The organism is Synechococcus sp. PCC 7335, from assembly GCF_000155595.1.
Taxonomy (GTDB): Bacteria; Cyanobacteriota; Cyanobacteriia; order Phormidesmidales; family Phormidesmidaceae; genus Phormidesmis.
This window is the reverse complement of sequence record NZ_DS989905.1, coordinates 108,180-129,004: the sequence shown is the minus strand read 5'-3', so window position 1 is coordinate 129,004 and position 20,825 is coordinate 108,180. Positions and strand designations below refer to the sequence as shown.

Annotated in this window: 20 protein-coding genes and 1 pseudogene; 13 read left to right on the top strand and 8 right to left on the bottom strand. The window is 50.6% G+C overall.

Annotation, left to right across the window (positions count from 1 at the left end; all coding sequences use genetic code 11):
• Positions 1-9 precede the first annotated feature (9 nt).
• From S7335_RS20370 to S7335_RS26280, 3 genes and pseudogenes are all read left to right on the top strand, one after another.
• Positions 10-2,043 (top strand): annotated as a pseudogene (locus tag S7335_RS20370) (glycogen/starch/alpha-glucan phosphorylase); the annotation flags it as partial.
• Positions 2,044-2,364: 321 nt separating this feature from the next.
• Entirely contained in the window at positions 2,365-2,808 is a 444-nt protein-coding gene (locus S7335_RS20365; protein ID WP_006457833.1) for a DUF2267 domain-containing protein, read from the top strand.
• 310 nt (positions 2,809-3,118) lie between these two features.
• A complete protein-coding gene (locus tag S7335_RS26280; RefSeq protein WP_227500081.1) occupies positions 3,119-7,414 on the top strand; it encodes a PAS domain S-box protein in 4,296 nt (1,431 codons plus the stop codon).
• Between the two features lie 36 nt (positions 7,415-7,450).
• Here the strand turns inward: S7335_RS26280 and hypF are convergent, their stop codons facing one another.
• The gene (gene hypF, locus S7335_RS20350) at positions 7,451-9,763 is read right to left on the bottom strand and encodes a carbamoyltransferase HypF (RefSeq protein WP_038019305.1); all 2,313 of its coding nucleotides are present in this window, start codon (positions 9,761-9,763) and stop codon (positions 7,451-7,453) included.
• A gap of 87 nt (positions 9,764-9,850) precedes the next feature.
• The gene (locus tag S7335_RS20345) at positions 9,851-10,258 is read right to left on the bottom strand and encodes a hypothetical protein (RefSeq protein ID WP_006458177.1); all 408 of its coding nucleotides are present in this window, start codon (positions 10,256-10,258) and stop codon (positions 9,851-9,853) included.
• A gap of 285 nt (positions 10,259-10,543) precedes the next feature.
• Between S7335_RS20345 and S7335_RS20340 the strand changes: the two genes are divergently transcribed.
• Both S7335_RS20340 and S7335_RS20335 read left to right on the top strand, forming a co-directional pair.
• Entirely contained in the window at positions 10,544-10,891 is a 348-nt protein-coding gene (locus S7335_RS20340) for a hypothetical protein (protein WP_227500080.1), read from the top strand.
• A complete protein-coding gene (locus S7335_RS20335) occupies positions 10,872-11,117 on the top strand; it encodes a hypothetical protein (protein ID WP_050766026.1) in 246 nt (81 codons plus the stop codon). Before S7335_RS20340 ends, S7335_RS20335 begins: the two co-directional genes overlap by 20 nt.
• Here S7335_RS20335 and S7335_RS29260 read toward each other — a convergent pair.
• Positions 11,110-11,244, bottom strand: coding sequence for a hypothetical protein (locus tag S7335_RS29260; RefSeq protein WP_255346486.1), 135 nt, complete (start codon positions 11,242-11,244; stop codon positions 11,110-11,112). The genes S7335_RS20335 and S7335_RS29260 overlap by 8 nt on opposite strands.
• A gap of 179 nt (positions 11,245-11,423) precedes the next feature.
• On the opposite strand from S7335_RS29260, the gene S7335_RS20330 reads away from it, so the two are divergent.
• Positions 11,424-11,912, top strand: coding sequence for a universal stress protein (locus tag S7335_RS20330; RefSeq protein ID WP_006458211.1), 489 nt, complete (start codon positions 11,424-11,426; stop codon positions 11,910-11,912).
• Between the two features lie 137 nt (positions 11,913-12,049).
• Entirely contained in the window at positions 12,050-12,226 is a 177-nt protein-coding gene (locus S7335_RS20325; RefSeq protein WP_198011472.1) for a hypothetical protein, read from the top strand.
• Between the two features lie 39 nt (positions 12,227-12,265).
• Here S7335_RS20325 and S7335_RS20320 read toward each other — a convergent pair whose 3' ends face one another.
• The 3 genes from S7335_RS20320 to S7335_RS20310 form a co-directional block, all read right to left on the bottom strand.
• Positions 12,266-13,828, bottom strand: coding sequence for an NAD(P)/FAD-dependent oxidoreductase (locus S7335_RS20320; RefSeq protein ID WP_006458253.1), 1,563 nt, complete (start codon positions 13,826-13,828; stop codon positions 12,266-12,268).
• Between the two features lie 115 nt (positions 13,829-13,943).
• Positions 13,944-14,132: a DUF4278 domain-containing protein gene (locus S7335_RS20315; protein WP_038019302.1), complete on the bottom strand. Its 189-nt coding sequence runs from the start codon at positions 14,130-14,132 to the stop codon at positions 13,944-13,946.
• A gap of 187 nt (positions 14,133-14,319) precedes the next feature.
• The gene (locus tag S7335_RS20310; RefSeq protein WP_006458301.1) at positions 14,320-14,856 is read right to left on the bottom strand and encodes a universal stress protein; all 537 of its coding nucleotides are present in this window, start codon (positions 14,854-14,856) and stop codon (positions 14,320-14,322) included.
• A gap of 61 nt (positions 14,857-14,917) precedes the next feature.
• On the opposite strand from S7335_RS20310, the gene S7335_RS29255 reads away from it, so the two are divergent.
• The 3 genes from S7335_RS29255 to S7335_RS20300 all read left to right on the top strand — a co-directional run bounded on the left by S7335_RS29255 (position 14,918) and on the right by S7335_RS20300 (position 16,155).
• Positions 14,918-15,040 carry a hypothetical protein gene (locus S7335_RS29255; protein WP_006457895.1) on the top strand — a complete coding sequence of 41 codons (123 nt, stop codon included), beginning with the start codon at positions 14,918-14,920 and terminating at the stop codon, positions 15,038-15,040.
• A gap of 149 nt (positions 15,041-15,189) precedes the next feature.
• Positions 15,190-15,885, top strand: coding sequence for a 2,3-bisphosphoglycerate-dependent phosphoglycerate mutase (locus S7335_RS20305; RefSeq protein WP_006458267.1), 696 nt, complete (start codon positions 15,190-15,192; stop codon positions 15,883-15,885).
• Between the two features lie 21 nt (positions 15,886-15,906).
• The gene (locus tag S7335_RS20300; RefSeq protein ID WP_157620595.1) at positions 15,907-16,155 is read left to right on the top strand and encodes a hypothetical protein; all 249 of its coding nucleotides are present in this window, start codon (positions 15,907-15,909) and stop codon (positions 16,153-16,155) included.
• A 122-nt stretch (positions 16,156-16,277) separates the two neighbouring features.
• On the opposite strand, the gene S7335_RS20295 is transcribed toward S7335_RS20300, so the two are convergent.
• Positions 16,278-16,502: a hypothetical protein gene (locus S7335_RS20295; protein WP_006458007.1), complete on the bottom strand. Its 225-nt coding sequence runs from the start codon at positions 16,500-16,502 to the stop codon at positions 16,278-16,280.
• Between the two features lie 233 nt (positions 16,503-16,735).
• Between S7335_RS20295 and S7335_RS20290 the strand changes: the two genes are divergently transcribed.
• Together S7335_RS20290 and S7335_RS20285 are read left to right on the top strand one after the other, a co-directional pair.
• Positions 16,736-16,921, top strand: coding sequence for a hypothetical protein (locus S7335_RS20290; RefSeq protein ID WP_006458228.1), 186 nt, complete (start codon positions 16,736-16,738; stop codon positions 16,919-16,921).
• A 138-nt stretch (positions 16,922-17,059) separates the two neighbouring features.
• Complete coding sequence (locus S7335_RS20285) at positions 17,060-17,326, top strand: hypothetical protein (protein ID WP_006457825.1); 267 nt, start codon at positions 17,060-17,062, stop codon at positions 17,324-17,326.
• 81 nt (positions 17,327-17,407) lie between these two features.
• On the opposite strand, the gene S7335_RS20280 is transcribed toward S7335_RS20285, so the two are convergent.
• Positions 17,408-18,415, bottom strand: coding sequence for an alpha/beta fold hydrolase (locus S7335_RS20280; RefSeq protein WP_006457824.1), 1,008 nt, complete (start codon positions 18,413-18,415; stop codon positions 17,408-17,410).
• 500 nt (positions 18,416-18,915) lie between these two features.
• Between S7335_RS20280 and S7335_RS26275 the strand changes: the two genes are divergently transcribed.
• Positions 18,916-20,739: an ATP-binding protein gene (locus S7335_RS26275; protein WP_006458114.1), complete on the top strand. Its 1,824-nt coding sequence runs from the start codon at positions 18,916-18,918 to the stop codon at positions 20,737-20,739.
• The last annotated feature ends 86 nt before the right edge of the window (positions 20,740-20,825 follow it).

Below are 20,825 nucleotides of genomic sequence, written 5' to 3'. Positions count from 1 at the left end.
CAAATTCGTTGGCAGGTCGAAATTGCTGATAAGTGGCTGCGCTTTGGCAATCCCTGGGAAATCGTGCGGCCTGACTGGGCCGTTCCGGTAAAGTTTGGCGGCCATACCGAATGCTTTATTGATGACAAGGGCAATGACAAGGGCAATGAGCGCCGCCGCTGGGTGGCGGGGTGGGAAGTGAGGGGCGTTCCTTACGATACGCCGGTATTGGGCTATCGGGTCGATACGGCGAATACGCTGCGGCTGTGGAAGTCAGAGGCACCAGAGTCTTTTGACCTGGGTGCATTCAACCGGGGTGACTACTACGGCGCAGTCAACAGCAGAGTAGCTTCTGAGAATCTGAGTAAGGTGCTCTACCCCAACGATGAAAAGATTGGCGGCAAGCAGCTGAGGCTACAACAACAATACTTTTTTGCGTCCTGTTCTTTGCAGGATATGCTGCGAATGCTGGCAGAGCAGTCACTCCCAGTTGAACAATTTTCGCAGAAGTTTACAATTCAACTCAACGATACCCATCCGGCGATCGCAGTTGCTGAACTGATGCGGTTGCTATTAGATAAACATTCTCTCGATTGGGAGAGCGCTTGGGCGATCACCCAGCAATCTTTTGCCTATACCAACCATACACTGCTGCCAGAGGCGCTAGAAAAGTGGCCAGTCAGCTTCTTTGAGACGCTGCTGCCACGACACCTCGAAATCATCTATGAAATCAACGCCCGCTTCTTGGAGACTATCCGCATTTGGTGTAAAGGTGACAACGAGCGACTGGCCAGAATGTCTTTAATTGACGAGAGCGGCGAGCGCTATGTGCGAATGGCTCATCTTGCCTGTGTGGGCAGCTCGTCGATCAACGGCGTAGCGGCGCTGCATACCGACCTGCTAAAACAAACAACACTCAAAGACTTTTACGAGTTCTCTCCAGAGAAGTTCAAGAACGTGACCAATGGCGTTACCCCCCGCCGCTGGATCGTGCTGAACAATCCGCGCCTGTCAGATCTGATTACTCGCAAAATTGGGCATCGCTGGATTACGCATTTAGAAGATATTGCTCAAATAGAAGAGTTTGTAGAAGACGTAGGCTTTCGGGCCAATTGGCAGCGCACTAAGCAGGCAACCAAGCAAGATTTGGCTAAGCAAATAGAACAGCAGCTTGGCCTGGTCGTCGATCCTCAGTCTCTATTCGATATTCAAGTCAAGCGGATTCACGAATACAAGCGGCAGCATCTCAACGGGCTACACATCATTACTTTGTACAATCGCCTCAAGCAAAATCCCAACCTGGATATGCCCCCGCGCACCTTCATCTTTGCGGGCAAAGCGGCCCCTAGCTACTATATGGCCAAACTGATGATCAAGTTCATCACGTCTATAGCTGATGTGGTGAATCGAGATCCGGCGGTGCGCGATCGCCTAAAAGTTGTTTTCATACCCGACTTCAATGTCACCAACAGTCAAAAGATCTATCCTGCCGCCGACCTTTCCGAACAGATTTCTACCGCTGGCTACGAAGCGTCTGGGACAGGCAACATGAAGTTTACGATGAACGGGGCGCTGACAATTGGCACCCTAGACGGCGCTAATGTCGAGATTAGAGAGGCGGTCGGAGCTGACAATTTCTTTTTGTTTGGGATGACGGTCGATGAGGTGAAGGCGCTGCGGCATCAGGGCTATCGACCGCGCGACTATTATGAACAAGACCTAGAGCTAAAAGAAACAATTGACTTGATTGCATCGGGCTATTTTTCTAAGGGGGATGGCGATCTGTTTCGGCCCTTGGTAGATGAGCTGCTCGGGCGAGATGCTTATTTACTTTTGGCTGATTATGCTTCCTATCTAGCGGCTCAAGCACAGGTAAGTCAGACGTATTCAACGCGCGATCGCTGGTGTCGTATGTCTATTCTCAATAGCGCTCGCAGTGGCCAGTTCTCTTCTGATCGCGCGGTCAAAGAGTACTGTCAAAAAATTTGGCAAGTAAACCCAGTGCCAGTGGATTTGACGGCCTACAGTTTCGATGCGGGCAGCTGTCAGCTCCCTCAGCCGTAGCTTTGTTCTAGAGGGTTTGTTTGTAAGGGTTCATCTCCAAAGGTTCATTCCACAAGTGCATCTCCAAAGATTCATTTCCATAACCTCACGACTTGCTCATAAGTCCTAGGTAGGGTGGAAGTGCAGTTAGCGCAAAGGGATGACAGTATGTCCTCACCTACCGATCAAACAATCCTCATTCCTGATCCCATTCCTGAGAGGGGCGATCCAGCAACAGAACGGTTTCACCTCAGAAGCATGTCTTTCTATCTACGCTAAGAGAGAGGCTAAGAAACAACGCTTTTTTAAGCAGTAGAAAATACACAGCAAATAGGTATAGAGATGTCTGCAACAGGTTTAGTCACTTTCGATAAAACACTACAGGTCACTAATATTTGGCTCAATGAGCTAGCTGAAGAACTGGGCTGGGACGATCGGCACAAAGTGTTTCAGGCGCTACGGATAACACTGCATGGACTACGCGATCGCATTTCGGTCAATCAGGCGAGCAAGCTGGCCGCTCAGCTGCCGGTGCTGCTAGTGGGGTTCTTTTATGAAGACTGGCAGCCAGCCGCGACGCCTCATAAGGAGCGAACCAAAGCGGCTTTTTTCGCCCATATGAACGGTCAGCTAGAAGAGATTTATCCCGATATTGATAGTGAGTATGCGGTCAAGGCGGTGTTTAGGCTACTCGCCAAAAAGATCTCGCCCGGTGAGATTGAAGATATCAAAAGTATGCTGCCTAAATCACTAAGAGCGCTTTGGCCAGTTGCCGTGCAGGCATAGGTGAGGTCGTAGATCATTCCTTTCAGCGCGGTATAAATCCGGCTGAAAGGAAGAGATGAATTGCCTAGTGAAATTGCAGAGGTATTGCAGCATCCTTTGTGGAAAAGCTGCTACATCGAGAGAACACCAGCAAGGCATTGCGCCAGGATGCTTAGTGCATCACGCGCCTTATGAAAGGTTTTATGAAAGTTGCGCTGATCATTACTGTCTCTTAGTGTTGAGTGACAATTGATACTCAACTTAACAATCGATACTAGACAAAGTGCTTTCATCAAACGCCGTAAGCCCCACGCCGTAAGCCCTAACTGTCATGCAGATAATGCCGCAAACCAAAGCGCCGACTTCTTCTGTGTATCAGGCACTAGATATTCAGCCCTTAAAGGTCAATCCGCAAACGCCCTTAAATGAAGTTATTCACTTAATGACTCAGGCTTCCGCGCATTGTCATATCCCTTTGCAAAATCGCAACAGCTTAGAGCCTTCGGCGATGGCCCAGCACACCGACTGCGTACTAGTGATGGACAATCACCAGCTGGTTGGCATTCTGACAGAAAAAGACATTGTCAGGCTGAGCGCCACCAATACGACTATCACAGGCCGCACTGCGGCAGAGGCAATGACCCATCCAGTACGGACGTTGGCTGCGGAGGAAGATCTGGATATCTATTCGGCGCTGAGCAGGATGCATCGCCACAACATTCACCATCTACCCGTGGTGGAGGCCCAAGGCGAAGTGATCGGGTTGGTCACCCCTGAGCGGTTGCGTAGCCTGATGAAGCCAGCCGATTTCATGCGGTTTCGATTGGTGCAGGAGGTGATGAAAACTGAGGTAATCCATGCGCTGACGAGCGCGTCGATGATGCAGATAGTGCATCAGATGCTGACGCACCAGGTGAGCTGCGTGGTGATTGTGGATGCACCTAAGGAGCAAGCTGAGGGACAGGTTACTACAGAGCCAGCAACTACAGAGCAGGTAAATAGAAGGCAGGCGAATGCGCTAGTCCCCATCGGCATTGTCACTGAACGAGACGTTGTTCGGGTTCAGCGTTTAGGGTTGGATTTAAAGGAAACTCAGGTACAGGACCTGATGAGTGCGCCGCTTTTCTTAGCGAGTCCGCAAGACTCCCTATGGGAAGTAGACAAAATTATGAGAGCCCATAAGGTGAGGCGGTTGGTGGTAGCCGATACGCAAGGGCGACTAGCTGGCATTATCACTCAGAGTTCCTTGCTGCCAGTAAATCCTACTGAGCTGTATCAGGTGCTAGAGCTACTGCAAGATCAAGTAGGTCAGCTTGAGCAGCAAAACGCAGAGCTGCTGCAGCGGCGTAATCAGGAGCTAAAGAGCCTAGTTGCCCAGAAGGTTTCTAGGCTGCAGCGCCGCGAGGAGACGCTGCGTAATCTGGCTTTAGGCGTTGGGACGGAAACGGGAGAAGACTTTTGGCGATCGCTGGTCACCTACCTCACTGAAGCTCTACAAATGGATTATGCCGTAGTCGGCAAGCTTGAGGGGGACAGCCGCGTGCAGACACTGGCTGCGTATGGTGATGGGCAAGTCCTACCCAATTTTAGCTACAGCCTTGAGGGAACGCCCTGCGAAGACGTGGTTACTCGACAGGTGTGTGTCTCTCATCAGGCGGTGCAGCAACAGTATCCGCAAGATCAGATGCTAAAAGAGCTACAGGTAGAAAGCTATCTGGGCACGCCGCTACGAAACACCAAAGGCCAAGTGGAAGGACTACTCGTGGTCATGAGCCATGAACCTAGAACAGAAACAGGCTTTTTAGAAGAGGTTTTGAGCATTTTTGCGGTGCGGGCTAGCACTGAGATAGAGCGTCAAAAAATGGCTGCCGAACAGCAGAGCTTCTTTTCGCTTCCGCTAGACTTAACCTGTATTGCCAGCCTGGATGACGGCCACTTCAAAAGGCTCAATCCCGCTTTTGAGGAAACGCTGGGCTACTCTACAAACGAGCTATTGTCTAAGCCCTTTCTAGAGTTCGTCCATCCAGAAGATAAGGCCGCGACAAAAGAGGTCGCAGCGCAGCTATTGACGGGCACTTTGATTACCGCTTTCGAGAATCGGTATCGCTGCAAGGATGGTTCCTATCGATGGCTGCTGTGGGCGGCAACAGCCGTGCCTGAACAGCGGTCGATCTACGCGACGGCGCGAGATATTACCGAGCGAAAAGAGATGGAACGCACGCTGCAAGACAGAATCAAGCAGCAGATGACTGTGGCGGAGCTAGGACAGATAGCTTTGTCTTTAGATGACTTAGCTGACTTAGACGAGTTGATGAATGCGGCGGCGATCGCAGTGGCCCAAACGCTAGATGTTGACTATTGCAAAGTGTTAGAGCTGCTGCCAGACGGTGAGTCTTTACTGCTAAAAGCAGGCGTAGGCTGGCAGCCTGGGCTGGTTGGCAACCTAGTTATTGGGACAGAGTGCAGCTCTCAGGCGGGCTATACTCTCAGATCTGATCGCCCAGTTGTTGTCGCCGACTTACGCACAGAAACGCGGTTTAGTGGGCCTGAGCTACTGAGCAACCACAATGTTGTGAGCGGCATGAGCGTGATTATCTTCGGGCAGCAGCAGCCCTACGGCATTTTGAGTGCTCATACGACTCAGCTCAGATCTTTTAGCGACGAAGATACGGCTTTTTTGCAGTCGGTGGCTAACCTACTGGCACAGGCTATCGAGCAAAAGCATGCTCAAGCCATTGTTGTTCAAAGTGAACAAGACTATCGAACGCTAGCCGAAAACTTACCGGGAATGGTCTATCGAGTTTTCCCTGATCAGCAGTGGCGGATGATGTTCTTAAACAATCAGTGCCAGACTCTCACGGGCTTTACCCAAGCAGAACTTCAAGGCGGGGAAGTCTGTTCGATTGATTCTCTAATTGTGCCCGAAGATCGGCCCCAGGTGATTGAGGTTGTGCGGGCGGGCGTGGCCCAGCAGACTCCCTTTCAGGTTGAGTATCGCATTCGAGATAAAGCGAGAGATATTCGCTACTTTTGGGAAAAGGGACAGCCCATTGCCGCCAACAACGGACAGCCTGCCCATATCGACGGCGTTATTTTTGACATCACCAATCGCAAGCTAGCCCAGCAAAGAATAGAAGAACAAGCCGCCCTGTTGGACGTGGCGACTGATGCCATCTTTGTCTATAGCCTGAGCGGCGAAATCTTGTTTTGGAACAAGGGGGCAGAAGCGATCTACGGCTGGAGCGCTGAAGAAGCGCTGTCACAAAACGTATATCAGCTTTTGTACCCTGAAGACAGCCAAGAGAATGAGGTCAGCTTAGAAAGGCTAGCGCCAACCGGAAGCTGGCAGGGAGAACTCCAACAGATCACCCAGCAAAAACAAATTATCACCGTGATGAGTCGCTGGACATTGATGAAAGATCAGCAGGGAAATCCCAAGTCTATTTTAAGTGTGGATACCGATATCACAGAGGCTAAACAGCTCGAAGCGCAGTTCCTTAGAGCGCAGCGGCTAGAAAGTGTTGGTACCTTAGCTAGCGGCATTGCCCATGATTTAAACAACATTTTGACTCCGATCTATGGGGTTGCTCAGCTGTTGTCTATGCAGCTTCCTGACGCCGATGACCCAATCCGACAACAGCTTCAGCTCTTGAAAACTAGTGCCAAACAAGGCTCTAGAATGGTGAATCAGGTGCTGTCTTTCGCGAGGGGGAAAGAGGGCGATCGCGCCCCGCTGGCCATCAAGCATTTAATTGTAGAACTGAGGAACTTTGCCACCCAGACCTTTCCCAAGTCGCTGACAATCACGGCGAATATTCCCAATGATCTACGGATGGTCAACGCAGATGCCACCCATCTCTATCAAGCGCTGATGAATCTGTTGGTGAATGCTCGGGACGCTATGCCAAACGGCGGTCAGCTGACGCTATCTGCGGTGAACCTCGATCTGGATGAGGCATTTGCCTCTAGTCACATAGATGCCAGCGTAGGCCCCTACTTGCTAATTACGGTCAGCGATAATGGTGTTGGCATTCCAGCCGACCAGCTCGATCGTATCTTCGAGCCATTTTTTAGCACCAAGCAGTCTATCGGCGGCACCGGGCTAGGACTCTCGACCGTTCACGGTATTGTCAAGAATCACGATGGTTTTGTCACAGTTTATAGTGAGGTGGGTAAAGGGACTCAGTTCAAGATTTATCTACCCGCGATAGAATCAACAGATACGAATGAAGACACAGTCTCGTTTCCCTCCGGTAACGGCGAACTGTTGCTGGTTGTAGACGATGACAAGCCGATCTGTGACGTGGCCAAGATTGCCTTAGAAAAGCACAACTATCAGGTGCTCGTCGCCGAGGGTGGAATCGAGGCGATCGCGAAGTATACAGAACACAAAGCCGACATTGAAATGGTTCTTTTAGACATGACGATGCCTGACTTGGACGGTTCTACGGCCATTCGCATCCTGCGTCAAATAAATCCTAACCTCAAGATCATTGCCGTCAGCGGGCTACCCGGCAACGAACGAGTCGCGGCCGCCCTAGGCGACAGTATCAAAGCCTTTTTACCCAAGCCCTATTCGGCGGCAGTACTGCTACAGACCGTCCATGAGATTATCGAGCGCGAATAGTTATCGACATCATAGCGAAGGGATAGCGCCAATTTATCAGCGCCTAGCATGAGGCAACTGCCGCCATGCCGCCTTTACCTGTCCAACGGCTAGACCGCCGTCATTCGTTGGGACTTTTTGAGACCAGTAGGGCGTAAATCCAGCGCTGCTAAGCTGGCGAATGGTGCGCTCAATTAGCACTTTGTTTTGAAAGCAGCCCCCTGCTAAAACCACTTGTTGGATGCCCATCTGCCGAGAAACATCTACGATCATTTTCGTCAGCGTGTTGTGGAACTTGGCGGCTATGACTGGCGTCATTACCGCGTCTTGAATGTCTCTTACCATAGCTTTGAGCATGGGTCGCCAGTCGATCAGCACAGGCTGAGTATCGTATAGAACAAACGGATAAACGCCCCTGACAGAAGACTGCGATGCCGCAAACTCCACGGTTCTGGCGGCCTGGCCCTCAAAGCTAATGTAGTGATGCAGATTCAACAGTGAGGCCACCCCGTCAAACATCCGCCCGATACTCGAAGTCGCTGGCGTATTGACTTTTTGAGTCAGCATCTTTCTAAGGATAACCAGCTGCGGTCGGGTAAAAGACTGCATCGGAGCTAGGTCGGTCATCTCAAACGCGGCGGCGCCGTAGCAGGCATAGAGTAAGCCCAGCGCCGAGCGGCGAGGCTCTAGGCTACACTGTTCTGCCCCTGGCAAGTCGTAGGGCAAACAGTGAGCCATCCGCTCAAAACCGTGATCAGTCACCTGCAGAAATTCACCGCCCCAGATGGTACCGTCTGTCCCGTAGCCAGTGCCATCCCAGGCCACTCCTAGCACAGGCGCTTGCAGCTGGTGTTCGGCCATGCAAGCAAGAATATGGGCGTAGTGATGCTGCACCGGAATCAGCGGGACTTTCCACTTTTTCGCCAGGGCTTGGGCGAGCTGAGTAGAGCCATAGTCGGGATGCTGGTCGCAGGCGATCGCATCGGGCCGCGCCTGATGCAGGCTCAAAAAATCATCCGCTGTCTGCTTCAGCTGGTTTCTCGCTTCAGCATTGTTCAAATCACCAATATGTTGGCTTAGCATAATCTCTTCTCCAATAGATAGGGCGATCGCACTCTTGAGATGGGCGCCGACTGCCAAAACGCAGGTGCTAGCGGGTAGTTGATTAGCAACGTGAATCGTCTGGGGTGCGTAGCCGCGCGCGTGGCGTAGAATCTGCGGCCGATCCTGCACGATTTGGACAACAGAGTCATCGACGGGGCGCTGGATGGGACGGTTGTGAACTAGAAAGGCATCGGCGATCACGCTCAGCTTTTCCAGCGCGGCCCGATTGTCAGTGCAGATCGGCTCGCCAGATACATTGCCGCTAGTCGCCACCACCGGGTGGCCATAGGCACCCAACAACAAATAATGCAGCGGCGTGGTCGGCAGCATTATCCCCAAGAAAGGAGACTGTGGCGCAATCAAGCGTGATAGCTCGGATACGTCCTGGCGACGCGGCAGTAGCACAATCGGCCCCGGCGCAGCGGTCAGCAGTGCGGCTGCAACCTCAGAGATTTGGGCGTGACGACGCGCGGCGGCAAAGGTGGCACATATCAGCGCCAAAGGCTTGTGAGGGCGCTGCTTGAGCTGTCGCAGTCGGGTGATCGCTTCGTTGTTTCGGGCATCTACCAGCAGCTGAAAACCACCCAGCCCTTTGATCGCGACAATTTTTCCCTGCTTTAGAGAGGCGATCGCCTTTTGTAAAGGCGCTTGCTTGTGTTCTATGCCGTCTGCCCAAAAAGAGAGAGAAGGGCCACAGCGATCACAGGCATTGGGCTGAGCGTGAAAGCGCCGCTGGGTGGGCGTAGCGTACTCTGCCAAGCACTCAGGGCACATCTCAAAGGCGCGCATCGTGGTCTGGGCGCGGTCATAGGGTAGCGCCTCGATAATGCTATAGCGGGGCCCACAGTGGGTGCAGCTCGTAAACGCATAGCCATAGCGCCGATTGCCGGGATTGAAAATGTCTTGCAAACACTCAGGGCAGATGGCCAAATCTGGCAGAATCTGGCCGCCTGCCGCTGTTGCATCAGTCGTTGAAGGCCAGATTTCAAATGTTGTTGACCCTGCCGCTGGAATCTCTTTTTGTTCAATCGATTGAATGTCGGCATGAGCAGGCAGTGATTGACGAAGTCTATAGAGAAACTGTGCGATCACTTCTGGATCTCCTTCTAGATCAATCACAACGCCTTGAGACGTATTTTTCACCCCCCCGCAAAGGGCCAGCTCTGTTGCAAGTCGGTATACAAAGGGGCGAAATCCCACTCCCTGCACTCGGCCTCTAATCACCAAGCGACGAGAATACTGATTTAAAATAGCCAGTTTTATCATCTAAATACTTGCAACCCGATCATCACAACCTGATTCAGTGCGGAATAGAAATATAAAGTGCGAGAAATTCTACTCTCGTGAACCCGCTTACTCTCGCGAACTCTCTTCCTCTCGTGAAACTTCTTTGGGCAACAGGGCCACTACGCCGCCCACAATGCCTAAGGCGCTCGCCATCATGCCGCCCATCCCAAAAACGAGATTGAGCAGCGAAACCAGCAGAATGGTAATTCCCATCGACTGGCGATGACGAGGATAGGCATAGAGGATGGCGGCACTCACAATCACAATCGCCCCGGCGATCAGCCCCAGCCACGGCCAGCCCAGTCCAAAGTGGCCCAGTATGCCACGACCCCACAGCATGTGGTGATGGCCCCAGCCACCGGGCGAGCGACCCGGCATTCGAGTAAAGCTGCCGTACATAAAGCGGCCAGACAGAAGCATCCAGAGGCCACCCAGCAGCGATAGCCAAAAGGCAGTCAGCGTTTTCTGAGTCATGGTTTTAATCTCCTAAGGAATTGCTGCAAATAAGTTCAGGATTTTAAAGCGTGGCGAACGTTGATTTGCTGATGCTCAACTCTAGAGAGATAGTATGAGGAACTTGTGATGAGAAAGTTGTACCGAAAGCTCGTCGATCAGACCAGATAGAATATCCGGTGTCTGAAAAATCCAGTGTCCGAAAACGGGTGATAGTTAGCGCCCTCACAAGATCCTCAAAAAGACGGCCTAAGCTACAAAGGAATAATTAGGAGCAAAGGCCAGGAGCAAAAGATCGAGATGAAAATGAAACAACTCCTGACTCAAGCGCTGAAAACTGGCGATATTACCGTGATTAGCAATGTCACCAGTGTCACCGCCGTTGGGACTAAAGTGGCACGAGTAGAAGAGATTGCAGGGCACGAGCAAGAAAGCCCATCGGCGGTGCATGTAGACTTTAAGGTGAAACAGCCAAGCCATCTCCCAGCGGTGCTTGAAGACACCGAATCCTTGGGCCTGATCCTCCAACTAGAGGATGCCGTAGAGCTGGGGCTGCTGCTGGTCGCCATGGGGATGGAGCACAAGTCTCCTGATGAAATTGAGAAGTTGACAGCGCGTCTATCGAACCTGATCGATGTGTTTGAACCCGCATGAGTTAGTGACCACTCCCTTTGGTCGCGCTTCGAAAAACGTCATCACCGTAAAGGGTGAAGTCATTGATGTCTATGAAGTGACTGCCCAACCAGGCAATCGGTCAGGTACACATCTATTGCTGAAAACGAATGGAGACTTCCTAGAGGTGCGTTTAGGCCCCAGCTGGTATCTCGAAGAGAAAGATTTCAGTCAAAGTCAGGCGACGTTGAATTTACACCTCAGCTAGAGTAACCTGCGGTGACGATCGGACTGATTCGCAAGCTGTTGGACACAACATCTTCAAAGTGGCGTTCGCCCCCTTTGGAAAGCTGTCTTTGATGGGTGTCACCCCGACCGTGAAACGGGTCTGGCATTAGAAAATGCTGACTTTACGTAGGTGAGCTATCAACAATTCCAGATCTCGATTCCAGTTGTCAGCCCTCATATTGCGGGTGTGGCCGTTAAATAAAACAATCTCAGGGTTTGAGTACGCGGTCTCGACTTCTGTAATCAAGAGAGAACCGTGTCTTTACCAGAATTCTAAGAGGACATTATGTATCATAAAATTTTAGTCGCTATCGATAACTCTCCCATGGCTCAGCCTGTTTTTGAGCGCGCCCTCTCCTTGGCAAAGGAGAACTCGGCAACCCTTCTATTACTGCATGTGCTATCGAGTGATGAACAGTCTAGTCCCCTGATGTTGCCAACCGATGACGATGAGCTGGATTGGATAATCGGATCTGACATCGGCCTGAAAAAATGGCGCGAGCAATGGCAAAAGTATGAAAGCGAGTGTCTAGGAAAATTACAGGCATTGGCTGCTGAAGCCCGTAGTGCCGAGGTGAACGTCGAATTCCGACAAATCACAGGTGGGCCTGGTCGAACGATCTCTCAACTGGCTAAAACATGGGGCGCGGATCTCATCGTCATTGGTAATCGGGGACATTCCGGGCTCAGTGAGCTACTCCTGGGTAGCGTCAGCAACTATGTCTTACATCATTCACCCTGCTCGGTTCTGACCGTAAAAGCTAAGCTAGCCTGAGGCGTGTTCAGGGGTTTGCATAAGAATTAAGCGAGCAACAACACCGTTGGCTAGATCATCATCAGCCCCATCACAAGATTCTCAACTAGATGCCCAACCTACAGTGAAGCGCTCAAGCATAAAGAATTGAGATGAGAATGAAACAACTCCTGACCCAAGCGCTTAAAACTGGTGACATTACTATTATTAGCAATGTCACCAGTGTCACCGCCATCGGGACTAGAGTCGCACGGGTAGAAGAGATTCCAGGGCACGAGCAAGAAAGCCCGATGGCTCAAGCTAAGTGCGGACTGCTATCAGTATTAAAACTGTAGAAGCTGTAGGGAATGAGCTTTGGCTGTTAGGTATCGAAGTCAAGCAGATTGTTCTACTAGCTGCGGCCGCAGCGCGGCTAGCCGCGCTGTGGATTTTCCGGTTATCAGCTCTACCACATTCATCCCATTGCCAATCACACCAGGCACGCTGGGATACCCTGCACTCGCACCGACTAAATACAGATTCGGTAGCTCAGTGCGATAGCCAATTCGCCGCAGTCCTACCTGGCTTGGCGTCAGTTTCGCACCGTAGATATTTCCCTCTGGCTGTCCTAGGAAGTGTTCGCTGGTCGTCGGCGTGCCGTATAGTCTCACGCGGATGTAGTCGTCGATATCTGGAATCAGGTCTCGAACGCTATGCATGACTAGCTGATAGATTTCTTCTTTGGTCTCTTTGTAGCTTTTGCGGTTGCGATCGCGCAGCACTTTGAACATTTCATAAGGGCAAACGGTTGAGATTTCGAGAATGTGATGTCCTTCGGGGGCCATGCCTGGTTCGGAAGACTTCATTGTCGGGCAAGACAAGAATATCCAGGGGTGGTTGAGCTGTCCAGCCAGCTGCTGCTCATACGATCGGTTGAGATTACCGTGGGGATAATACCAAATGTTCCAGTTGCCAATACCGTAGTCAGCCGGATTGAACCCACCATCTAGTCCCAAGTAAATATTGAAGGCGCTGGTGGAATACTCGTAGTCGGTCAGGCGATGCCGCTCGGACGGACTTAGGGCCTGATTGCTATGCATTAGCTCGACAGTCAGCTTGGGGTCTAGATCGCTGATATAGGTCTCAGCACAATAAAACATGCCGCCAGCAACGATAAATTGTATCTGGCCTGCTTTCACTTCGATATGCTCGACTGGCGTAGAAAGACGAACAACGCCGCCACTTGCTGTAATCTTATCGACCACCGTGTCGACCAAATGCTTGAAATGGTACTGAGGGTAATAAGCGCCCTTGGCATAGTCAGAGACTAGATTGACATGCGTTATCAGCGCAATCTCTTCGGGGGGTAGGGCGTAGTCGCCGCTTTGCCCCGCGAGCAAGTCTTGCAGCTTAGGAGAAAGACCCACATGGTCGTAGAGATCTTGCAGTGTCCACAGCCGCTTTGAAAACAGGTTGAGGTATTTGGGCAGCTTCAGCCAGTCAGCAGTCTTAAAATCGTACCAGCGCATCTCTCGATTGATGTCTGCCATTTCCTGGTGCAGCCGCTTAACCTCGTCACAATAGCGATTGATTGCAGTGGCCTCTTCCGGGAATGTGGTGAGCAGGCGGCGGCGAAACTTCTCCCAACCTAGCGGAATGCGAAAGTCTACTTCCGGCGTAATCACCCGATCGATACAGTCTGGGTCGAGCGAACTGAAAGGCACCTCGCGCCCGATATAGTTCAAAAAGCGATCGACCGTTTCCCCTGGGCCACACTGATAGATGTAGTGAACGTCCGCGCAGAAGTGATAGTCGCCGCGTTCAAAAGTATGGCAGCATCCGCCCGGCAGATAATGCTGTTCTAAAACGGCCACTCGCTTTCCCTGCTGAGCTAGACAAGCCGCTGCTGAGAGTCCACCTAGCCCGGCGCCTAGTACGATATAGTTAAACTTTTCCATGGCTGTTTCTCAGGTTGTAAAGCGGCTTTAGTCTCGGAAAGATTACCCCAGTTGCAAGATTTCGCTTGAGGCGATCGCACCAACTGGGAAATTCAACTGGGCTGCGTTAGTCTGCTCAGGCAGCTTGACCTCTATGGTAAGGAACGCCACGATACTTGAGATCAGCGCGTGGCTGAGGAATAGACTTGCGTAGCTGATGGAAATGAAGCTCTGCACCCCGGTACTTACCCACTTCTTTGCTATCAGAAACAGGTACCTTAGGTGGGTTGAACTCGTAGCTAACACCGCGATATCTAAGTTTCATCATGCTTACCTCTCAACGATTGATCGCCTATTTGCTTGTATGGGCACAAAGCTGAAAACAAACTCAAGGCTGAACGCGACAAGCGTTCCGTAGAAAGGCTAGAGCAGGTTTAAAGAAAAGTGCTTAGGCCCTTCTGATACTTTTAGAGTAAGCGAATAGTGTGAGTATCTTATGAAGATAGAGCCATCTAAACAACACCAAGTGGAGCAAACTCTGAGCGGTCTAAGCGAGACTCTGAACCTTGCTTATTGTTTGGATGAACAACGGTCACTGAGCAAGGCGAATGGTGAACCAGATAGTTGCTGACGCTGCCAAGCACTGAACTTTCTGTTGTAGAAGGATCATGATTACCCACCACCATCAAGTCAATACCGTCTTCCTTCACCGTCTTAACCAGCGTAGGGCCTGGATGTCCGTATGGCTGCTTGTATTGGGCGCTAACCCCTGCCGATTTTGCCTTGCCTTGGTACTTTTTGAGTAGCGCCTCATATCGATTTACAAACTGATTCCACTTATTTCTATACTCTCTATGGGCAGCTTCATTAATCTCCATTGAGGTATCCGCCCAAGTATGGGGCTGCTGCGGCGCGGTAGGCGAGTAAACGTCTAAAACATGAATCAGCGTTAGCTCCGCATTCAGCGCTTTCGCCATTTCTAGCGCCAGGTCAAATGCCCATTCGCTCGCTGCTGATTCATCGATCGCTACCATAATTTTTTTCAGCATAGTCATGATTCTCCTTTAAGTCTGTTCTTACTTTCTATGCTACGAATCTGAGGAAGTTATGATGAGTACCACTGCCAAGACCGCTCAAAATAAAGTGCATTTACCGAACTATAGCTTTGATCACTTTGCAGACACCCCTAACGATCGCACCTCACAAAAACCTCAGGTTTTGTCGGTTCAATAGCTGCAATGCTTGTACTGCACTAGGCTCTTAACGATTTAGCTGTATCTAAACGCCTCTGATTAATCTGATCAAATAAAGTACATAAAGCAATTGTTCGAGTCTCGCCGATAATCCTGCAAAAAATAACGCTGCAAAAGAAGAGTGTTGTCATGGCTAAGCTTATTTTGATTCGTCACGGACAAAGTACCTGGAATGCCGCCAACAAGTTTACGGGTTGGGTAGACGTGCCGCTCAGCTCTTTGGGGCGCGAGCAGGCAATGCTCGCCGCGCATAAACTCAGTGCCTACCGCATCGATTCTTGCTTCACCAGCCTGTTGATCCGGGCGATCGAAACGGCTGTCATTTGCTTGACTGAACGAGATGGCGTCTTTAAAGATAAAAGCCCAGTGCTAAAGCACAATGCTGACGACCCGCAGTGGCACGGGTGGGATTGTTATGAGGGCGATCGCACAGAAGAGATTCCGGTTTTTCTATCGGCGGCGTTGGACGAACGCTACTACGGAGACTTGCAAGGATTAAATAAGACCCTCTCAACAGAGACCTTCGGCATCGATCAAGTTCATCGCTGGCGACGGTCGTTTTCGGTTCGTCCGCCCGGCGGCGAAAGTCTTGCAGATACGGCGGCCAGAACAATCCCCTATTTCAAAGATCGAATTCTCACCCATCTACAAAACGGCGATAATGTCTTGGTTTCAGCGCACGGGAATTCTCTGCGCTCTATCGTTATGGTGCTTGACGGGTTGAGCCAGCAAGCAGTGTGTGACTTGGAGCTAGCGACGGGCATTCCTATTATCTATGATGTCAGCCCTGCCGGAGAGATTACCAACAAAACAATATTGAGCTGAGGTAGCGCTTGCTAAAGAAAAATGATGTCTCTCCAAAATCAGGATTTGGGTCAGGATTTAGAGCTCGTTGCCCTTGATGGTAGGCGTGATCGCCTCCTTACTACCACACCAGGCGACAGCTTTCCGCTAGGGGCAGCGGTACGAGTAGGCGGCATCAACTTCTGTCTGTATGCACCTGAGGCGATCACATTTAATCTGTTGCTTTTTGATTCTTCCGCCTCTCGAATTATCGATACGAAGTTGACTGCGCCCGCAGATTTTGTGCGGTAGAGACCCGCCGAACGTGAACCGATCTACCTTTGAGGTGGGTGATCGCTCGACGGTGATATTGATGGCTACAAGGTAGGAGATAGCTATGGTAAAAGATAGCTATGGCAAAAGATAGCTATCTGCTAGCTCTGATGGGTAGTTTCCCAGCGGACTCGCCACTGTTCCATTGCCAAAATGCCGAAGATCAACAATATCTTAATCGGCACAGGGGAGATGCCCAGACAGGCCAGCATGCTACCGACCGCGATGAGCCCTTCTAGGAATCGGGCATGTTTGTTGCTGGTAACAAAGAAGAGATAGCCCATTGTGACCGAGAGAATTAGCGTAATCGTAAAAGTAGTCCACATAACCACTCCTTTGCAAAAGGCGGCTAGAAAGATAATGACTGTGCCTGCTGCATAGTTTTAGATTAAAAAATGAATATGAGAAAGCTGTGAGCAAATAAAATTGCCATGCTGATTTGAAATCAGGCGGGCTGCTGCTCTAGTAAAGCTCAACGCAGCTAAGAACTCTCACAATTTCCTCATGTTCTTCAGACAGCATAGTCGGCGATGCGATTCGAACTAGGAAGGTAAAATCTATGACCATTCGAGAAAAAGAAATTATGACCCTTGCCGGTCAGCTACTAGCGGGGATGTTGGCTAATCCTCACATATACACCATGCCTAATGAAGAATCAGGACAGGGGCAGCAGGAGCATCTGCTAATTGTTAATGCCGTTGCGATGGCTGAAGGGTTGATCGAGAAAGTGAAGCAGGTAGCTTGAGAGGATTCTGGTATTTCTCTAAACAGAAGTACTACGACGTCATTGACATACGCCATTGACAAAATTAGATACCGAAGCATCAGCGATCGCACTAGCCATTATGATCACAAAAAATCTAGCAAGGACTACTTCGTATCTATGAAAGTCGCTGTGTTTAGCACCAAGCCCTACGACCGCCAGTTTTTAGCAGGCGCAAATTTGGAAGGTGACCATGCGCTCACTTTTTTTGAGGCTCGGCTAACACCAGAGACGGCGGCGCTAGCGGCTGGCTTTCCGGTGGCGTGCGTCTTCATTCACGATCAGCTAAACGAAGAGACCTTAAGCGCGATCGCCGCTGGTGGCACTCGTTTAATTATCCTGCGAGCCGCTGGGTCTAACAACGTCCAAGGCGCAGTGACTGCCTGAGGTACGTGGATGATGATATCTACGATGAGGACGAATCTTGAGATTCTGTCTGGAATGAATGCAGCATAGCAAGCTAGCTGGTTATGCTCTATTGGTAGCGGCTGCGATTACCCGCACTTTTTCTACCATCAATGTATTGAACTTGCCGGGCTCATCGGCGAACGGCTGGTGTCCAGAGTTCTCGAACCAGATAATTTTCTTCGAGGGTGCGCTTAAGGCATTGAAGTAAGTCGTGCTGATTTCTGGAAAAACAAAGCGATCGCGCCGTCCCAGAAAAAAGAACACAGGCATTTGTAACGCGGGGACAGCTTCTATTAGATTGATCGTCGATACTTCAGCCCACATAGCATCGAGGGAGAACTGAAAGGCAGTCATCACATTGAGTATTTCGAAGATGGTTGTCTCTGGAACCCTAAAAAAGATTTGGCCAAGATGCCATAGCGCTTTGACGGTGGACTCTCCTTCTAGCCGGTTGAGCCAGGTGCGCTGTGTCCATAGCTCTTGGGCGGTGTGAGGCGGCGGGCCAATATCACGCAGCGCCTTCAGTGCCTTGTGATCATTAAGACGCTGCGCTTCGGCAAGTGAAAAATGATAGGTTGATACTTCGCTGGCTGGCCAGTCACCAATCTGTCCGCTACCGACGTAGGCGGCAACTTTATTGGGAAATCGGGCGGCATAGAGTACACCGAGTACAGACCCCCAGGAGTGCCCAAAGATGAAAACTTTTGATTGGCCGACACGTTTGCAGACGGCGTCGACCAACTCATCTAGGTCAGTGCTCAGTTGCTCTACCGTCATGGAATCTCTGGGAATCTTCTGGCTATACGATCTGCCGCTACCCCGCTGATCCCAATAGACAACGGTAAATGCCTTCTCCAGAGGAGCATTGAAACGGCGAAAGAAAGACGTTTCGGAAAAGCCAGGGCCGCCGTGAAGCAAAATCAGCAGCGGATTAGCGAGACTTTCGCCACGAATCATCACCCACTGGTCAAATCCGCCCAGCAAGAGATAGCTAATTTCGGCAATGCTGCCCGGTATGACCGCTCCATCCGCATCGAGGAAGGGGGCCGTTTTACCCAGATATTTCATTCGCTTCCTCCGACTCAATTGTTGAGAGATCTTACAAAAGAAGAAAGAACAACCTGTCTTTGCCTCCTCACATCGTAATCTTGAGTCAAAAATATAAAGAACTTGTGAGAGGACAAAAACCTAAGCAAAATCTAGCTATTTATCAGGCCAGTTACCATTGCCTTACTTTGCGTCAGTAAGAGTATTTGCCCCTGATAGTCCGTTCTCCTACAAGATGTTCGGTGCTTTTTTGTTCTTCAGATAGGGGGCCGTATACACACAACTATGAGACATTGGCTGAGTGACATAGGTTACCAACCCACCTCCACCTACAGGATCAACCGATAGGGTGGGGGAGGTTAATGGTTAGCTGATGCTAACCATCGTCACAAGTCCCTCATACTTGTCAAATAAAATCAGTGAAAACAATCTAGCTTATCAAGATTGACTCCTATCTCAGCAGTCGGTATAGCTACGTACTCTGTCAGTCTGTACTTAATGAGAAGCTGCTGTGACCTCGTATGACACACTTTGACCTTCCGGGATCGTCACCTCACTCGTCAAAAATAGATAGATCAAAAACAGATCAATCAGCGATCGCCAGCAGCGCTATCATTCCGGTGCCGCTAATGCTGCCGCCAGAAACGCTGCTCGATAGAGCAATCGTCTGTGTGCAAGCGGCTCAAACGGACTATATTCTAGTCGTCAAGCAGCAGCGGCCGCTAGGCGTGGTGACCAATCAGCTGCTCTTGGAGACAATCGCTGACACATCGGCGATCGCCAAGACGACGCTAGCAGCCATCACGCCTCCACAGCCAGTGATGCTAAAGGCCACTGAGCTAGAAGATACTCAGGCGATCGCCAAAAAGATGCAGCAGTCTCAAACCTATCACTTGCCTGTCATAGACGATACAGGGCAACTATTGGGCATCGTGACTCACCGCAGTCTGCTACGGGCAATGAACCTGACTATTGGCCAGCCACAAGAGCCAGTAGCCCCCAGGGCCATACAGCCAGAAGCTGACCCAGAATTGAAAGCGGCCTACGTACAGCTAGAGAAAGACCATATCGCCCTATCGACGGCGTATCAGAAGACAACGCAGGCCGAGCAGGCACTACGACAAGTCAACACCAGCTTAGAGAGTAGGGTAGAGGCGCGAACCGCCGACTTGCGACAGGCCGAGTATCGCTGGCGGATGCTACTGGATAATGTCAATCTGATCGTCGTTGGTCTAGATCGCGAGGGTAGGATCGCCTACGCCAATCCTTATTTTCTCTCTTTAACCGGATACGAAGACTCAGAAATCATTGGCACAGATTGGTTTGAGCGTTTTATACCCGCCGAGGATCGAGCCGATTGCAAACGATACTTTGAACAGCTATTTTGCCAAACCGAAACCGTTACGCTTGCTGATGACCTGCGTCATACCAATGTGATTTATGACCGCAATGGCCAGGAAGTTCTGATCAACTGGAACAACACGCTACTCTCCGACGGTCAGGGTCGGACTATTGGAACTGCAAGCATCGGCGAGGATATCACCGAGCGGGCCGAGATTGAGAAGATGAAAGCCGAATTTATCTCGGTTGTCAGCCACGAGCTGCGCACGCCGCTAACGGCGATTCATGGCGGAATTAAGCTGCTGACTAAGGGGTTGGTTTCTAGCAGCTCAGAGCAAGGAAAAGCGCTGCTGAACGTTGTTGCTAACAGCTCAGAGAGGCTGGTGCAGCTGGTCAACTCTATTTTAGAGCTGGAATGGATGGCATCTGACAAGAGTTTATTAAAAAAGCGATCGCTCAATACACAAGAGATTACTCAGAAAATTGCTCAGTCTTTTGAAACAGTCAGCGTCCTAAAAGACATCACGCTTACGGTGAACGATCCAGGCATTGAAATAGTTGCAGATGGCGATCGCCTGGTTCAGGCTCTAAACAACTTAATACACAATGCGGTTAGATTTTCACCCGAAAAGTCCAAGATTTGGCTGAGCGTAGAGCTAGAAGAGCCTCCTACCCCAGAAAAACAAAAGCAAAAGAAGCAAAAGCTAGAGAACCAGGAGCCAGAAACTCAGAAATCAGAAACCCAGAAACCAGAAACCCTGAACCAGGCAGTCCGCTTCAAAGTTCGAGACCAAGGGCGCGGTATTCCACCCGAGAAATGCAAGATAATTTTTGAATCCTTTACGCAGGTGGATGCTTCTGATACGCGACGTGAAGGGGGTACCGGGATTGGTCTGAGCATCTGTCGCCGCATTGTTGAACAGCACGGTGGCACGCTCGCCGTTGAAAGCACGCTAGGTGAAGGTAGCTGCTTTTCCTTTACGCTGCCAGTAGCGTCAGCATGAGCCTACAAAGTGACAGCAAATCACCAGAAAGGTAGTAATCGCGATCGCTCACAAGTTCATCAGCTTCTCTACATACACTGAACCTA

Excerpts from the sequence above, each read along its gene's own strand:
- S7335_RS20365 (WP_006457833.1), top strand. The coding sequence starts at position 2,365 with ATGTCTGCAACAGGTTTAGTCACTTTCGATAAAACACTACAGGTCACT.
- S7335_RS26280 (WP_227500081.1), top strand. The coding sequence starts at position 3,119 with ATGCAGATAATGCCGCAAACCAAAGCGCCGACTTCTTCTGTGTATCAG.
- hypF (WP_038019305.1), bottom strand. The coding sequence starts at position 9,763 with ATGATAAAACTGGCTATTTTAAATCAGTATTCTCGTCGCTTGGTGATT.
- S7335_RS20345 (WP_006458177.1), bottom strand. The coding sequence starts at position 10,258 with ATGACTCAGAAAACGCTGACTGCCTTTTGGCTATCGCTGCTGGGTGGC.
- S7335_RS20340 (WP_227500080.1), top strand. The coding sequence starts at position 10,544 with ATGAAACAACTCCTGACTCAAGCGCTGAAAACTGGCGATATTACCGTG.
- S7335_RS20335 (WP_050766026.1), top strand. The coding sequence starts at position 10,872 with ATGTGTTTGAACCCGCATGAGTTAGTGACCACTCCCTTTGGTCGCGCT.
- S7335_RS29260 (WP_255346486.1), bottom strand. The coding sequence starts at position 11,244 with ATGCCAGACCCGTTTCACGGTCGGGGTGACACCCATCAAAGACAGCTT.
- S7335_RS20330 (WP_006458211.1), top strand. The coding sequence starts at position 11,424 with ATGTATCATAAAATTTTAGTCGCTATCGATAACTCTCCCATGGCTCAG.
- S7335_RS20325 (WP_198011472.1), top strand. The coding sequence starts at position 12,050 with ATGAAACAACTCCTGACCCAAGCGCTTAAAACTGGTGACATTACTATT.
- S7335_RS20320 (WP_006458253.1), bottom strand. The coding sequence starts at position 13,828 with ATGGAAAAGTTTAACTATATCGTACTAGGCGCCGGGCTAGGTGGACTC.
- S7335_RS20315 (WP_038019302.1), bottom strand. The coding sequence starts at position 14,132 with ATGAAACTTAGATATCGCGGTGTTAGCTACGAGTTCAACCCACCTAAG.
- S7335_RS20310 (WP_006458301.1), bottom strand. The coding sequence starts at position 14,856 with ATGCTGAAAAAAATTATGGTAGCGATCGATGAATCAGCAGCGAGCGAA.
- S7335_RS29255 (WP_006457895.1), top strand. The coding sequence starts at position 14,918 with ATGAGTACCACTGCCAAGACCGCTCAAAATAAAGTGCATTTACCGAAC.
- S7335_RS20305 (WP_006458267.1), top strand. The coding sequence starts at position 15,190 with ATGGCTAAGCTTATTTTGATTCGTCACGGACAAAGTACCTGGAATGCC.
- S7335_RS20300 (WP_157620595.1), top strand. The coding sequence starts at position 15,907 with ATGATGTCTCTCCAAAATCAGGATTTGGGTCAGGATTTAGAGCTCGTT.
- S7335_RS20295 (WP_006458007.1), bottom strand. The coding sequence starts at position 16,502 with ATGTGGACTACTTTTACGATTACGCTAATTCTCTCGGTCACAATGGGC.
- S7335_RS20290 (WP_006458228.1), top strand. The coding sequence starts at position 16,736 with ATGACCATTCGAGAAAAAGAAATTATGACCCTTGCCGGTCAGCTACTA.
- S7335_RS20285 (WP_006457825.1), top strand. The coding sequence starts at position 17,060 with ATGAAAGTCGCTGTGTTTAGCACCAAGCCCTACGACCGCCAGTTTTTA.
- S7335_RS20280 (WP_006457824.1), bottom strand. The coding sequence starts at position 18,415 with ATGAAATATCTGGGTAAAACGGCCCCCTTCCTCGATGCGGATGGAGCG.
- S7335_RS26275 (WP_006458114.1), top strand. The coding sequence starts at position 18,916 with ATGACACACTTTGACCTTCCGGGATCGTCACCTCACTCGTCAAAAATA.